This is a genomic window from Actinomadura flavalba DSM 45200, from assembly GCF_000374305.1.
In the GTDB taxonomy this organism is placed as follows: Bacteria; Actinomycetota; Actinomycetes; order Streptosporangiales; family Streptosporangiaceae; genus Spirillospora; species Spirillospora flavalba.
Genome location: NZ_KB894094.1, coordinates 26,459 through 39,431, shown reverse-complemented (window position 1 = coordinate 39,431; position 12,973 = coordinate 26,459). Strand labels below are relative to the sequence as shown.

General features: G+C 72.3%; 11 protein-coding genes and 2 riboswitches. Of the genes, 6 read left to right on the top strand and 5 right to left on the bottom strand.

What is annotated here, in order from left to right; translation table 11 throughout:
* Position 1: 1 nt before the first annotated feature.
* Positions 2–131, bottom strand: a riboswitch (cyclic di-AMP (ydaO/yuaA leader).
* A 294-nt stretch (positions 132–425) separates the two neighbouring features.
* A riboswitch (cyclic di-AMP (ydaO/yuaA leader) is annotated at positions 426–613 on the bottom strand.
* Between the two features lie 257 nt (positions 614–870).
* Both C229_RS0109645 and C229_RS0109640 read right to left on the bottom strand, forming a co-directional pair.
* Positions 871–1,881 carry a C40 family peptidase gene (locus C229_RS0109645; protein WP_240487193.1) on the bottom strand — a complete coding sequence of 337 codons (1,011 nt, stop codon included), beginning with the start codon at positions 1,879–1,881 and terminating at the stop codon, positions 871–873.
* 179 nt (positions 1,882–2,060) lie between these two features.
* On the bottom strand, positions 2,061–3,308 hold the full coding sequence (locus C229_RS0109640; protein ID WP_240487191.1) for an NYN domain-containing protein: 1,248 nt from the start codon (positions 3,306–3,308) through the stop codon (positions 2,061–2,063).
* Positions 3,309–3,812: 504 nt separating this feature from the next.
* On the opposite strand from C229_RS0109640, the gene C229_RS0109630 reads away from it, so the two are divergent.
* Both C229_RS0109630 and C229_RS0109625 read left to right on the top strand, forming a co-directional pair.
* Positions 3,813–5,615: a DEDD exonuclease domain-containing protein gene (locus tag C229_RS0109630; RefSeq protein WP_051108928.1), complete on the top strand. Its 1,803-nt coding sequence runs from the start codon at positions 3,813–3,815 to the stop codon at positions 5,613–5,615.
* Positions 5,616–5,664: 49 nt separating this feature from the next.
* Positions 5,665–6,420 (top strand): rhomboid family intramembrane serine protease, encoded by a 756-nt coding sequence (locus C229_RS0109625; protein ID WP_018654856.1) that lies wholly within the window; start codon positions 5,665–5,667, stop codon positions 6,418–6,420.
* Positions 6,421–6,427: 7 nt separating this feature from the next.
* Here the strand turns inward: C229_RS0109625 and C229_RS0109620 are convergent, their stop codons facing one another.
* Genes C229_RS0109620 through C229_RS0109610 form a run of 3 tightly spaced genes read right to left on the bottom strand, consistent with a single transcriptional unit; the run spans position 6,428 to position 8,227 of the window.
* Complete coding sequence (locus C229_RS0109620) at positions 6,428–6,715, bottom strand: Lrp/AsnC family transcriptional regulator (protein ID WP_018654855.1); 288 nt, start codon at positions 6,713–6,715, stop codon at positions 6,428–6,430.
* A gap of 37 nt (positions 6,716–6,752) precedes the next feature.
* Positions 6,753–7,802, bottom strand: a complete 1,050-nt coding sequence (gene trpD, locus C229_RS0109615) for an anthranilate phosphoribosyltransferase (protein ID WP_018654854.1) — start codon at positions 7,800–7,802, stop codon at positions 6,753–6,755.
* A complete protein-coding gene (locus C229_RS0109610) occupies positions 7,802–8,227 on the bottom strand; it encodes a hypothetical protein (protein WP_018654853.1) in 426 nt (141 codons plus the stop codon). Before C229_RS0109610 ends, trpD begins: the two co-directional genes overlap by 1 nt.
* Positions 8,228–8,514: 287 nt before the next feature.
* Here C229_RS0109610 and ctaE point away from each other — a divergent pair, with 287 nt between their 5' ends.
* The 4 genes from ctaE to qcrB are packed head-to-tail and all read left to right on the top strand — an operon-like array spanning position 8,515 to position 12,909.
* A complete protein-coding gene (gene ctaE, locus C229_RS0109605; RefSeq protein WP_026313617.1) occupies positions 8,515–9,174 on the top strand; it encodes an aa3-type cytochrome oxidase subunit III in 660 nt (219 codons plus the stop codon).
* 32 nt (positions 9,175–9,206) lie between these two features.
* On the top strand, positions 9,207–10,127 hold the full coding sequence (gene qcrC, locus C229_RS0109600) for a cytochrome bc1 complex diheme cytochrome c subunit (RefSeq protein WP_018654851.1): 921 nt from the start codon (positions 9,207–9,209) through the stop codon (positions 10,125–10,127).
* Positions 10,124–11,227 carry a cytochrome bc1 complex Rieske iron-sulfur subunit gene (qcrA, locus tag C229_RS0109595; RefSeq protein WP_018654850.1) on the top strand — a complete coding sequence of 368 codons (1,104 nt, stop codon included), beginning with the start codon at positions 10,124–10,126 and terminating at the stop codon, positions 11,225–11,227. Before qcrC ends, qcrA begins: the two co-directional genes overlap by 4 nt.
* Positions 11,224–12,909 carry a cytochrome bc1 complex cytochrome b subunit gene (gene qcrB, locus C229_RS0109590; protein WP_018654849.1) on the top strand — a complete coding sequence of 562 codons (1,686 nt, stop codon included), beginning with the start codon at positions 11,224–11,226 and terminating at the stop codon, positions 12,907–12,909. Before qcrA ends, qcrB begins: the two co-directional genes overlap by 4 nt.
* Positions 12,910–12,973 lie beyond the last annotated feature (64 nt).

Genomic DNA, 12,973 nt, shown 5'->3' with positions numbered 1-12,973 from the left:
CTCCTCGCTTCCATGCCGCCTACCGGGTTAGCTGTCGGGTTCGGGCGTGGAAGCTGCCCTACGGCCTGCGGACAGGCCGATTCACCCCGTGGAACGCGTGGGTCCCCGGCTCCGCACGGCGCCTGAACGGCGCGGACGTGCGTGATTAGGCGGCGAGCGCGCGCTGCGCGCTCGTGGTCAGGGTCTGTCGGAGCCTCCGGGCCGCTGGGGGCCGCTGGGAGGCGGGGAGGTCCGCGTCAGAGGGGGCGGACGGCTCCGGAGGGGAGGGGGTGCGGCTCGGGCCGCACGGCCCTCACCGTGCTGTCGGTGGCGCCTGTGGCGCGGAGCCCTTCAGCGTGTCGGCGTGTGCCGCTCGTGGGGTCGTGGCGCCGGCGCCGTGCGCCGGGCGGGGGAGTGGGCTGGATACCGCTCTGCTGGACAGAATCGCTCCTTCTTCCAGACGCCTGCCGGGTTAGCTGACGGATTCGGGCCTGGAAGTCGGCCCTACGGTGCGGTTCCGGACGCGGACGTCGGTCCCGGTCACCGATTCACCCCGTGCCGGGCGTCCGGACGGTGTCCGGACCCGGCGGTTGGGTCCCCGGTCCCACGGATGTGGGTTCGGCGTTCGCCGTGCCGCTGGGATGTGATGAGACCCCGTGCCGCGAGGCTTCGCGGATGCGTACGGCGTTCGACATTGGCAGGTGCGGGTCCTGGGCGGACACCGCGCGACGGGTACCTGGAAAGTACCGCGAGTACCCACACACTACCCGAGAGCCACCAAGAGGCAAACCACCTGCAAAGACACCGGGCTCGTGTGTCGTACCCGGGTCAACGACAAGACCCCCGGGCTAATTCCCGGGGGTCGTGACGCCCTTGCGGGCAAAGGTTCCGTCAGGGACGGGTGGAGCCGTAGTACGTGCTCAGGTAGTAGCCCGAGGTGATGCTGACGATCTCGACGTTCTTGCCCGTCCGGGGGGCGTGGATCATCTTGCCGCCGCCCACGTACATGCCGACGTGGCCCAGGCTGCGGAAGAAGACCAGGTCGCCGGGCTGGAGGGCGGACTTGTCGATCTTCTTGGTCGCGGCCCACTGCGTGTTCGTCGTCCGGGTGATGTTGACCCCGGCCGCGCCCCAGGCGCGCATCGTCAGGCCCGAGCAGTCGTAGGAGCTCGGTCCCGCGGCGCCGTAGACGTAGGGCTTGCCGAGCTGGGCGTAGGCGAAGTTCAGCGCCGCGCGGGCCGAGCCGCTGGCGGGGCCGCTGTAGCTGCCGCCGGTGCCGCCGCCGGAACCGGGGGTGGCGGGGCGCTCGCCGAGGCGGGCCAGGAGCTTCTTCTGCTTGGCGATCGACGCGTCGACCGTCTTCTTCTTGCCGCGCAGGTCGTCGGCCTTCTTGCGCACGTCGTCGTAGGCCGCCTTGGCCTGCGCCTCGTCGCGCTTGAGGCGCTGGGCGGCGACGACGTACTGGTTGAGCTGCGCGTCGCGGTTGCGCGACAGGTGGCCGATGATCGCCCGCTGGTCGAGCACGACCTGCGGGTCGTCGGCGCTGACGAGCCCGGCGACCTCGCCCGCGTCGCCCTGCTTGTAGGCGGCGGCGGCCATCTCGGCGAGGTTCTTGCGCTGCTGCTCGAACGTCTTCTTCTCGGCGGCGTTGGCCTTCTTGGCCGCCTCGTACTTCTTCTTCGCCGCCTTCAGGCGCTCGGTCGCCTGGTTGTACTGCTCGACGAGCTGCTCGACCTGCTCGTTCAGCTTCGTGAGCTTCTTGCGCGTCTGCGCGGCGGTCGGCCTCGGCTCGGCGTGCGCGGGCACCGCCACGAGCGGCAGCGGCAGCGACACGGCGACCGTGAGGCAGGCGGCGGCGGTCAGGCGGCGGGACGTCCCGCGCCCCGGGAGAACGCCCCGCATGCTCCGCTGCGCGGAGGTCCCGGTGAGATCGTCGGCCACGGTCCGTTACGCCCCTCTCGTCCAGGTCATCAGCCGCTGACCCTAGCGAGACCCCACACCTCTCACAACCGATTCATCACTAAAGCGGAGTTTTGGCGAGCAATGTCCTACGAGGGTGAGCGTTTCGTCACGTGAGGTGATCAAGAACGGCCGAGGCGGCGCAGCAGCAGCGCCGACGGCACCGGCCGCGCGCCCGCCCGCCGCGCCGCCGCCGCGACCTCGCCGTCGGTCGACACCACGACGACGGGACGGCCCGGCGGCTCCGCCCGCACCAGCTCCCCGATCAGCTCGTCCGCCGTCGTGCCCGCCGCGCTGAACCGCACCCGCACCCCGCGCGGCGCGAACGCCGGGACGGGCGCGTCCAGCTCGGCACCGTCGAACACGCACGTCACCTCCGCGCGCGTCTGCGCGGCCAGCCCGCCCAGGCCCGACAGCAGCCGCGACCGCTGGTCGGCCAGCGGCAGCTCGCCGTAACCCGACTTGGTGACGTTGTAGCCGTCGATCACCAGGTGCACCTGCGGCAGCGCCACCAGCCGGTCCAGCAGGTGCGGGTCGCCGTCGGGGACGGCCCGGCCCACCGCCGGCTCCTGCGCCGCGACCGCGTCCGCCGGACGCCCGATCGTGGACGGCAGCGCCAGCTCCCGCCGCACGCCCTGCGCCGCGTCGACCAGGGTGTCCACCAGCATCCGCAGCCGCATGTCGTCCACGTTGCGGCCCTCCCGGGCCGCCCGGCGCGTCGCCTCGGCCGCCGCCTCCGCGCGCTCGGCGCGCGCCCGCGTGCGGCGCAGCTCCTTCTCCAGCGCCGCGGCCGCCTCGCGCGCCGCGTCCAGCTCGGCGCCCGGCACCTGCCGCCCGGCGTGCTCGGCGTCCGCGCGCGCCGCCTTCATCCGGGTGCGGGCGTCGTGCACCTTGCGGCGCAGCTCGGCGTTCTCGTCCTTGACGGCGCGCAGCTCGGCCCGCAGCCGGGCGACCTCGCCCGTCCGCACGGCCTTCTCCGCCGCCAGCTCCGCGCGCAGCGCCGCGACCGCCCGCTCGGCCTCCTGCTCCACCGTCAGCGCGGCCCGGCGCTCCAGCTCCGTCCGCGCCGTGTGCACCGCCCGCGTCCAGCCCGGAGGACGCAGCAGGTACGCCAGCCCCGCGACCTCCACCGGATCGGCGGCCGGCGGGGCGTGCCCCTCCTGGACGGCGGCGACCAGCTCCGGCTGGACGCCGCGCAGCGCCTCGGCGACCCGCTCGCGGAACCCGCCGTCGCGCTCCAGCACCGCCGCGATCTTCGGCCCGGCGAGCTTGGCGCGCTTGCGCCGGTCGAACCGGGCGAACGGCCGCAGCGCCCCGGGCACCTCGTCCGGCGGGAGCACGCCGAGCACTTCGGCGGCATGCTCCACCACCCGCTGCCGGACCGCCTCGGGCAGCGGCAGCTCCAGCCGTTCCGCCGGTTCCGGGCCGTCGATGACTGACTCCCTGTTCGGGCACCGCCGTGCGCCGGTGCCGGTCCGCTCGTTTCGATCATCTCAGTTTATGGCCGCGAGGCTGTTTATGGCCGCGACTTCGTCGCGGCGGGGTCAGGGCCCCTTTTGGCACCGCCACAGAGGGCATGATCATCCTCCCTTCGGTCCGGAGGATCATGCCCTCTGTGGCGGTGCGGGCCCTGACCGGCGGGGTTCGCGTGTATACGCCTGGCCCGGCAGGGTCGCGTGTCGGCGCGGGCCCTGACCGGCCGGGTTCGTGTGTCGGTGCGGCCGTGACCGGGTGGGGTTCGCGTGTTGGTGTGGCCGTGACCGGGTGGGGTTCGCGTGTTGGTGCGGCGCTTACCCGGCGGGGTTCGCGTGTTGGTGCGGGGAGGGGAGCCGTTTCCGCTTGTTCTGTCGGAGGGCTGCTCTAGCGTCTGCCGCATGGTGTCAGGGAGTGTCGGGGGCGGTTTCGCGGGTCCGGGTGCCGTCCAGGGGACCTTGGAGGAGATCGGCACGCCGCTGGCCGAGGTCACGTTCGTCGTGGTCGACCTGGAGACCACCGGCGGATCGCCCGCCGACTCGGCCATCACCGAGATCGGCGCGGTGAAGGTGCGCGGCGGCGTCGAGCTGGGCGAACTCGGGACGCTCGTCGACCCGGGCGGGCCGATCCCGCCGTTCATCACCGCGCTGACCGGCATCACGACGCAGATGGTCTACGCCGCGCCCCGGATCGAGCGGGTGCTGCCCGCGTTCCTGGAGTTCGCGCGCGGAACGGTCCTGGTCGCGCACAACGCCCGGTTCGACGTCGGGTTCCTCAAGGCCGCCTGCGCCGAGCACGGGCACGCCTGGCCGCCGTTCGCCGTGCTCGACACCGTCGATCTCGCCCGCCGCGTGCTCGGCCGGGACGAGGTCCCCAACTGCAAGCTGGAGACGCTCGCCCGGTACTTCCGCGCCGCGACGCAGCCCAACCACCGCGCGCTGTCCGACGCCCGCGCCACCGTCGAGGTGCTGCACGCCCTGCTGGAACGCGCCGGGTCGTTCGGCGTCACCTCGCTGGAGGAGCTGCGCGGCTTCGCCAAGGCGCCCACGCCCGAGCAGCGCCGCAAACGGCACCTGGCCGACGCCGTGCCCGGCGGCCCCGGCGTCTACCTGTTCGAGGACGAGCGCGGCGAGGTGCTGTACGTCGGCAAGAGCGGCGACCTGCGCACCCGCGTCCGCAGCTACTTCACCGGCTCGGAGACCCGCCCGCGCGTCCGCGAGATGGTGGGCATCGCGGAGAACGTCCGCACGATCCCGTGCGCGACCGCGCTGGAGGCCGAGGTGCGCGAGCTGCGGCTCATCGCCGCGCACAAGCCCCGGTACAACCGCAGGTCGAAGTTCCCCGAGCGGGCCGTCTGGCTCAAGCTCACCGACGAGACGTTCCCGCGCCTGTCGGTCGTCCGCGAGCTGCGCGCGGGCGACACCGCCTACCTCGGCCCGATCGGGTCGCGGCGCCAGGCGGAGGAGGCCATGGCGGCGCTGCACGAGGCGGTGCCGCTCCGGCAGTGCACGCAGCGGCTCACGCTGCCGCTCATCGAGCGCGGCGCGGCCCGCACCTGCGCCCTCGCCGACCTGGGACGCTGCGGAGCCCCGTGCGAGGGCCACGAGACCGCCGAGAGCTACACCGCGCACACCGCCGCCGCCGCGAAGGTCATGGCGGGCGACGTGCGGCCCGTCGTCGCCGCCGCCGAGGCCCGCATCGACCGGCTCGCCGCCGAACTGCGCTACGAGGAGGCCGCCGCCCAGCGCGACCGGCTCGCCGCGTTCGTCCGCTCCGCCGCCCGCGCGCAGCGGCTCGGCGCGCTGGCGGGCTGCGCCGAGCTGGTCGCGGCCCGGCCCGCGCCCGGCGGCGGCTGGGAGATCGCCGTCGTCCGGTACGGACGGCTGGCCGCCGCCGGCACCGCCCCGCACGGCGCGCACCCCCGGCCCTACGTCGACGCGCTCATCGCCACCGCCGAGACGGTCCTGCCCGAGCTGGCCGACGGCGCGGGCGGCATCCCCGCCGGGGCCGCGTCCGGCGGGGCGGGCGCCGAGGAGATGGAGTGCGTCCTGCGCTGGATCGACGTCCCCGGCGCCCGGCTCGTCGAACTCGACGGCACCTGGACGTGCCCCACGCACGGCGCCGAGGCGCTGCGCGAACGGCTCGACCGCGCCTACGCCCCGCACGAGCCCGCGCCGCCCCGCCCCCGCCGCCCGCTAAGGTGACGGCACGTACCCCCCGGTACCACCGCATTCGAGCAGAAGGCCCCCCGACATGGCGATGCCGCTGTACGACAGCCAGCCCACGCGGCGGGCGCCGTGGGTGACGTACCTGATCGTCGCCGCCAACGTCGTCGTGTTCCTGTTCACGCCGCTGGCCAACTTCGCCGTCTGGTACGGCGACCCCCGCAGCGAGGCGCGGGCGTGCAGCGCCGAGCGGTTCGTCCGCGAGCACGGCGCGATTCCCAAGGAGCTGACGACCGGGCGGCAGCAGCCGGTCCCGGCCGAGACGGTCCGCGACTGCGGCCCCGCCACGTACCAGAAGACGCCGTGGATCTCGGCGTTCACGTCGATGTTCCTGCACGGCGGCGCGCTGCACCTGATCGGCAACATCATCGTGCTGTTCGTCGTCGGCGCCGGGCTGGAGGACCGGCTCGGCCGGCTGCGCTACCTGCTCGCCTACCTGCTGTTCGGGATCGTCGCCGTGTACGGGTACGCCTACGTGTCACCCGAGTCGCAGACGCCGCTGGTGGGCGCGTCCGGCGCCATCGCGGGCGTGCTCGGCGCCTACCTCGTGCTGAACCCGCGCGGGCGCATCGTGAGCCTCGTGCCGCCGATCCTGGTGGCGCGCCTGCCGGTGTGGGTCGTCCTCGGCACGTGGTTCGGGCTCCAGTGGGTCTCGCTCGACGACAAGGAGAGCAACGTCGCCTACGTGGCCCACATCGCGGGTTTCATCGCCGGGGCCGTCTTCGCCCTCGCCGCCCGCCGCGCGGGCCCCACGCGCCGTCCTGTGGCCCTCTACCGGGGCTGAGCGCGCCTCAGTCGGACGCGGGGAGGCCGAGGGAGAACGTCGCCTCCAGGTCGTGCCGGGAGTACGTGCGGAACGCGATGTGCGTCTCGGTGTCGCGGATGCCGGGGACCTTGTTGAGACGTCCCGGGATGACGTCGTTGAGGTCGTCGTGGCGGCGCACGCGGACCATGGCGACCAGGTCGTACTCGCCGGTGATCGAGTAGACCTCGCTGACACCGTCCAGCGCCGCGATCGTCTCGGCGACCTCGTGGATGCGCGCGACCTCGGCCTTGACGAACACGATCGCAGTGACCACTGCACTCCCTCCGTTCTGCGGACCCGCGCCAGCCTATCTAGGCGTGCAGCGCCCGCGCCGTGGCGATCCAGCGATCCAGCAGCGCGGACGTGGCGCCCGAGTCGACGGCCTCGGCGGCGCGGGTGAACGCGGCGCCCAGCGCGTCGGTGAGCCCGCCCGGATCGGGGGTGCCGTCGTAGGCGACGACGAGCGCCGCGGCGTTCAGCAGCACCATGTCGCGGACGGGACCGCGCGCGCCCGCGAAGACCTCGCGGGCCACCCGGGCGTTGTAGGGAGCGTCGGCGCCGCGCAGGTCGTCGGGCAGGGCCGGGGGGATGTCCAGGGCGGCCGGGTCGAAGACGGTCTCGACGGCGGCGCCGTCGCGCACGACCCACACCGCCGACGGGCCCGTCGTGGTCAGCTCGTCCAGGCCGTCCGAGCCCCGGAACACCAGCGCGCTGTTGCCGCGCTCGGCGAACACGCCCGCCACGATGCCCGCCATGCGCGGGTGGAACACCCCGACCGCCTGCGCGGACGGCCGCGCCGGGTTCGTCAGCGGGCCGAGGAAGTTGAACACCGTCGGCGTGCCCAGCTCGCGGCGCGTGGGCCCCGCGTACCGGAACGCCGGGTGGTAGAGCGCCGCGAAGCAGAACGTGATGCCGACCTCGTCGGCGACCCGCGCCGTCGCCTCCGGCGCCAGGTCGAGGGGGAGGCCCAGCTCCTCCAGCAGGTCGGCCGCGCCGCACGACGACGACGCCGCGCGGTTGCCGTGCTTGACGACCCGCACCCCGGCCGCCGCCGCCACGACCGCCGCCATGGTGGAGATGTTCACGGTGTGGGCGCGGTCGCCGCCGGTGCCGACCAGGTCCGCGATGCGGCCCGGCACCGAGATCGGCGTCGCGTGCGCGAGCATGCCGTCGGCCAGGCCCGCGACCTCCGCGACCGTCTCGCCCTTGGCCCGCATCGCCACGGCGAACCCGGCGATCTGCGCGTTCGTCGCCTCGCCGGACATGATCTGCCGCATCGCCCAGGAGGTCTCCTCCGCCGACAGCGCGTCGCCGTCGAGCAGGGCGCCGATCAGGGCGGGCCAGCTCGTGCGGGCCTCCATCACAGGACCGGCAGCTTGTTCGCGGCCCGGTGCCGCAGCAGGTCGGCGACGGACCGCGCCACGGCCATCGGGTCGAGGGGGAGCGCGGTGACGGCGTCGGCGCGCGACCAGGTGGCGAGCCAGCCGTCGTCGCGCCGCGCGATGATCGCCAGCATCGGCGGGCAGTCGTAGACCTCGTCCTTGGCCTGGCGGCACACGCCGAGCCCGCCCGCGGGCTGCGCCTCGCCGTCGACGACGGCCACGTCGATGTCGCCCTCGTCGAGCCGGGCGACGACCGCCGGCTGCGTGGCGATCTCGACGTACTCCACCGGCGGCAGGTCGGCGGCGGGTCGGCGGCCGATCGCCAGCCGGATCTGCGCGCGCGTGTTCGCGTCGTCGCTGTAGACGAGGACCTTCATCGGAGTCTCCGCGGCGGTGCTGCTCATGGCCGGAAGGCTACCGGAGCGCGAGCCCTCCGCACGAGGGACCGGCCGCACGGACGAATCGGCGGTTACGGTGACATGGCGGAGATCGACTCGGCGCCGCCCGGCGGCCGTGTCCGAATCGTGCTCCAAGGCGTGTCGGGGCGCGCCGCGCCGGGCGGCGCGGCCCTCCGAACGGCGGGAACGCCTGGTGCCAAAGGGCTCCGGCGTGATCCGGGCGCACGCGCGGGACACGCTCGGAACGCGCTGGAGGGGGGTCCTGCACGGGTCGCCCCACCGGTGACGTAATAATGCTGCCCGTGGCAACAGCATCCGCGATAGAGACAAGACCTCACGCACGGGCGAACCGTCCCAACCTGGTCAGCGTGGGGACGATCGTTTGGCTGTCGTCCGAGCTGATGTTCTTCGCGGCACTGTTCGCGATTTATTTCACGATCCGCTCCGTGACGATCGGCCAGCAAGGCGAAGACGCGTGGCCGGGGGCTCATCTGGACCTCCGCCTGGCGGCCATCAACACCACCGTGCTGGTGCTGTCCTCGGTGACGGCGCAGATGGGCGTGTTCAAGGCCGAGGCGGGCAAGGTCGGCCGCGACGGCGGGCTGCTGAGCTTCCGTAGCTGGGGCCTGCGCGAGTGGTACGTCCTCAGCTTCCTGATGGGCGCCTACTTCGTCGGCGGTCAGGCGTACGAGTACGTGCAGCTCGTCAAGGAGGGGCTGACGATCTCCTCGTCGGCCTACGGCACGGTCTTCTACCTGACGACCGGCTTCCACGGCCTGCACGTGACGCTCGGCCTCGTCGCCTTCCTCTTCGTCCTCGGACGCACCTACGCCGCCCGGCGATGGACACATGAGCAGGCCACCAGTGCGATCGTCGTGTCGTACTACTGGCACTTCGTGGACGTGGTCTGGATCGGCCTCTTCTTCGTCATCTACCTGCTCGACCTCGTCTGACCACCGACGACATGACCCGAACGGGGATTTCCGTGAAAAGGTTCACCGCATGGCGACGGCGCCCGTGGGCGGGCTACGCCGTCGTGCTGGCGGCCCTGGCGGCGATCGGCGTCATCTACGCCGGCTTCTCGCCGCAGACCGACCGCGCCGAGGCGGCGAACGCGAACCAGGCCGCCGCGCAGGCGAGCCTGGAGAACGGCAAGGAGCTGTTCAACAAGAACTGCGCGAGCTGCCATGGCATGAACGGTGAGGGCGTCAAGGACAAGGACGGCCGCGCCATCGCACCGAGCCTGCTCGGCGTCGGCGCCGCCTCCGTGGACTTCCAGGTCTCGACGGGCCGCATGCCCGCGATGAACCCGGGCGCCCAGATGCCCCGTAAGCCTCCGATCGCCGCGTTCGACACGCGGATCGAAAAGAACTACGAGACGCCGGAGGAGCGCGAGGAGGCGCACGAGCGCCAGGCCGAGGCCCAGCAGAACCTGGACGACCTCATCACCTACATCACCTCGCTCGACCCGGGCGGCCCGCCCATCCCGCCCGCGTCGGCCGTCGACCCCAGCAAGGGCAAGGTCGCGCTCGGCGGCAAGCTGTTCCGCACCAACTGCGCGCAGTGCCACAACTTCACCGGCCAGGGCGGCGCCCTCACCGGTGGCAAGTACGCGCCGCCGCTCAGCCGCGACGACGTGACCCCGACCCAGATCTACGAGGCCATGCTCACCGGCCCGCAGGCGATGCCCGTCTTCAACGACAGCACGCTCACGCCCGAGGAGAAGCAGGCGATCATCGCCTACGTCGTCCAGACGCGTGAGGAGCCCAACGCCTCCGCCGCCGGACTCGGCCGGATCGGCCCGGTGTCCGAGGGCCTGGTCGCCTGGCTCGTCGGTCTCGGCATGCTGGTCCTGGCCGCGATGTGGATCACCGCGAAGAAGCCGAAGAAGCTGAAGAAGTCATGAGCGACGAGAACGAGACGACGGGCTCGCCGGAGCCCCGCGAACACGGCGACCGGATCATCGGCACGCCGTCCCCGGCCACGCAGCGGAACCTCATCGTCGAGGACGACGAGGCCCCGGCCCCGGCGGGCGCCGGCGCCGAGCTGGACGAGGGCGAGGCCAAGCGCGCCGAGCGCGTCGTCGCGGCCCTGTTCGTCCTGGCGTTCTTCGCCAGCCTCGGCTTCATGGTCTACTTCGTCGGCTGGAGCGGCCGCCACGGCGGCATGCACGGCCTGGAGCGCACCCGCGAGTCGAACATGTGGCTCGGCGGGCTGATGGCCCTCGCCTTCCTGGCGATGGGCGTCGGCGTGACGATCTGGGTCCGGCGGCTGATGACCAGCAAGCCGATCATCCAGGAGCGGCACGAGTTCTCCGCGACGCCGGACGACCGCAGCGCGTTCGCGACGGACGTGCTGGAGGGCGCGCAGGACAGCGGGCTCAAGCGCCCGCTGCTGCGCCGCACCCTGCTGCTGGCCGCCGCCCCGCTGGGCCTGGCGCCGCTGTTCCTGCTGCGCGACCTCGGTCCGCTGCCGGAGAAGAAGCTGCGCTCGACGTACTGGGGCGAGGCGGTCCGCAAGGCGCAGGCGCAGGGGCGCCGGGGCGTCCGCCTGGTGGTGGACGGCACCGACCGCGCGCTGCGCGTCAGCGACTTCGCCGCCCCCGGCAGCATGATCACGGTGCTGCCGGAGGGCATGGAGAAGGACGTCCCGCACGAGGACGTCCTCACCCAGATGGCGAAGTCCGTCACCATCCTGATCAACGTTCCGGCGGACCAGTTCAAGCCCGCTCCGGGGCGCGAGAACTGGCACATCGGCGGGATCGTCGCCTACTCGAAGATCTGCACGCACGTCGGCTGCCCGGCGGCGCTGTACGAGCAGACGACGCACCACATCCTGTGCCCGTGCCACCAGTCGACGTTCGACGCCACCGACGCGGCCAAGGTCGTGTTCGGCCCGGCGGCGCGTCCGCTGCCGCAGTTGCCGCTCGCCGAGGAAGACGGCTACATCATCGCGACCGCCGACTTCCCCGAACCGATCGGCCCGAGCTTCTGGGAGCGCGGATGACCGAGACCACGGCGGGCGCGACCGCCGTCAAGACCCCCAAGGCCGTCGACGGCTCGCTGAACTGGCTCGACGACCGGTTCGGCTCGACCGGCTTCTTCAAGCGCAACGTGAAGAAGGTCTTTCCGGACCACTGGTCGTTCATGCTGGGCGAGATCGCCCTGTACTCGTTCATCATCCTGCTGCTGACCGGGACGTACCTGACGCTCTGGTTCAAGCCCAGCATGATCGAGGTCGTGTACGACGGCTCGTACCAGCCGCTCAAGGGCGTGCAGATGTCGGAGGCGTACGCCTCCACGCTCGACATCTCGTTCGACGTGCGCGGCGGCCTGCTCATGCGGCAGATCCACCACTGGGCGGCGCTGCTGTTCGTGGCGTCGATCATGGCGCACATGCTGCGGGTGTTCTTCACCGGCGCGTACCGCAAGCCGCGTGAGATCAACTGGCTCATCGGCATCGGCATGTTCACGCTGGCGATGGTCGAGGGCCTGTTCGGCTACTCGCTGCCGGACGACCTGCTGTCGGGCACGGGCCTGCGCATCACGCAGGGCGTGGCCGAGTCGATCCCGGTCGTCGGCACGTACATCTACATGTTCCTGTTCGGCGGGGAGTTCCCCGGCACGGACATCGTGTCCCGGATGTACATGCTGCACATCCTGCTGATCCCCGGGCTGATCCTCGGCCTGGTGACCGCGCACATGATGATCATGTGGCATCAGAAGCACACGGCGATGCCGGTCAAGCACCAGACCGAGACGCAGGTGTACGGCTACCCCTTCTACCCGGTCTTCATGGCCAAGACGGGCGCCTACTTCCTGTTCACGTTCGGCGTGCTGGCGCTGCTCGGCGCGTTCGCGCAGATCAACCCGGTGTGGCTGTTCGGCCCGTACGACCCGGGCGCGATCTCGTCGGGATCGCAGCCCGACTTCTACATGGGCATCCTCGAAGGCTCGCTGCGCATCATGCCGCCGTGGGAGATCTCGGCGTGGGGCCACACCGTGACCCTGAGCGTGCTGATCCCGGCGCTGCTGCCGCTCGGCCTGGTGTTCGGCGGCGCGGCCGCGTGGCCGTTCCTGGAGCAGTGGATCACCGGTGACAAGCGGCTGCACCACGTCAACGACCGTCCGCGCAACGCCCCGGTCCGCACCGGCGCCGGCATGGCGATGGTGGCGTTCTACGGCATCCTGTGGCTGGCGGGCGCGAACGACGTGATCGCCGAGCGGTTCCACGTGTCGCTGTTCGCGACGACCTGGTTCTTCCGGTTCGCGGTCTTCCTCGGCCCCCTCCTCGCCTACATCATCACCAAGCGGGTCTGCCTGTCGTTGCAGCGCAGGGACGCGGATACGGTGGCGCACGGCGTGGAGAGCGGCATCATCCTGATGTCGCCCGAGGGCGGCTTCAGCGAGAAGCACGAGCCGGCCACGCCGGAGGAGAAGGTCGTCCTGCTGTCCAAGGAGACGGCGCGGGGCGAGGCCCCGGCGGTCGACGCCAACGGCATCCCGGCGCCGAGCAGCAAGGGCCCGATCGGGCACCTGCGCTCGCGGCTCCAGCGCGCCTGGACCTTCGACGACATCCCCGTCGAGGAGGGCCACGGGCACGGCGACGGCCATGGCAACGGTCACGGCGACGGCAACGGCCACGGCGACGTGAGCGAGCGCAAGAACCCGCAGCAGATCGGGCACTGATCCAGCGATCTGCGCACAGTGCGACGGGGCCCGTCACCGAGTGAGGTGGCGGGCCCCGTCGCGT

Bases quoted from the DNA above. Each gene is read 5' to 3' on its own strand.
- C229_RS0109645 (WP_240487193.1), bottom strand. From the start codon at position 1,881: ATGCGGGGCGTTCTCCCGGGGCGCGGGACGTCCCGCCGCCTGACCGCC.
- ctaE (WP_026313617.1), top strand. From the start codon at position 8,515: ATGCTGCCCGTGGCAACAGCATCCGCGATAGAGACAAGACCTCACGCA.
- C229_RS0109630 (WP_051108928.1), top strand. From the start codon at position 3,813: ATGGTGTCAGGGAGTGTCGGGGGCGGTTTCGCGGGTCCGGGTGCCGTC.
- C229_RS0109625 (WP_018654856.1), top strand. From the start codon at position 5,665: ATGGCGATGCCGCTGTACGACAGCCAGCCCACGCGGCGGGCGCCGTGG.
- qcrA (WP_018654850.1), top strand. From the start codon at position 10,124: ATGAGCGACGAGAACGAGACGACGGGCTCGCCGGAGCCCCGCGAACAC.
- trpD (WP_018654854.1), bottom strand. From the start codon at position 7,802: ATGGAGGCCCGCACGAGCTGGCCCGCCCTGATCGGCGCCCTGCTCGAC.
- C229_RS0109610 (WP_018654853.1), bottom strand. From the start codon at position 8,227: ATGAGCAGCACCGCCGCGGAGACTCCGATGAAGGTCCTCGTCTACAGC.
- qcrB (WP_018654849.1), top strand. From the start codon at position 11,224: ATGACCGAGACCACGGCGGGCGCGACCGCCGTCAAGACCCCCAAGGCC.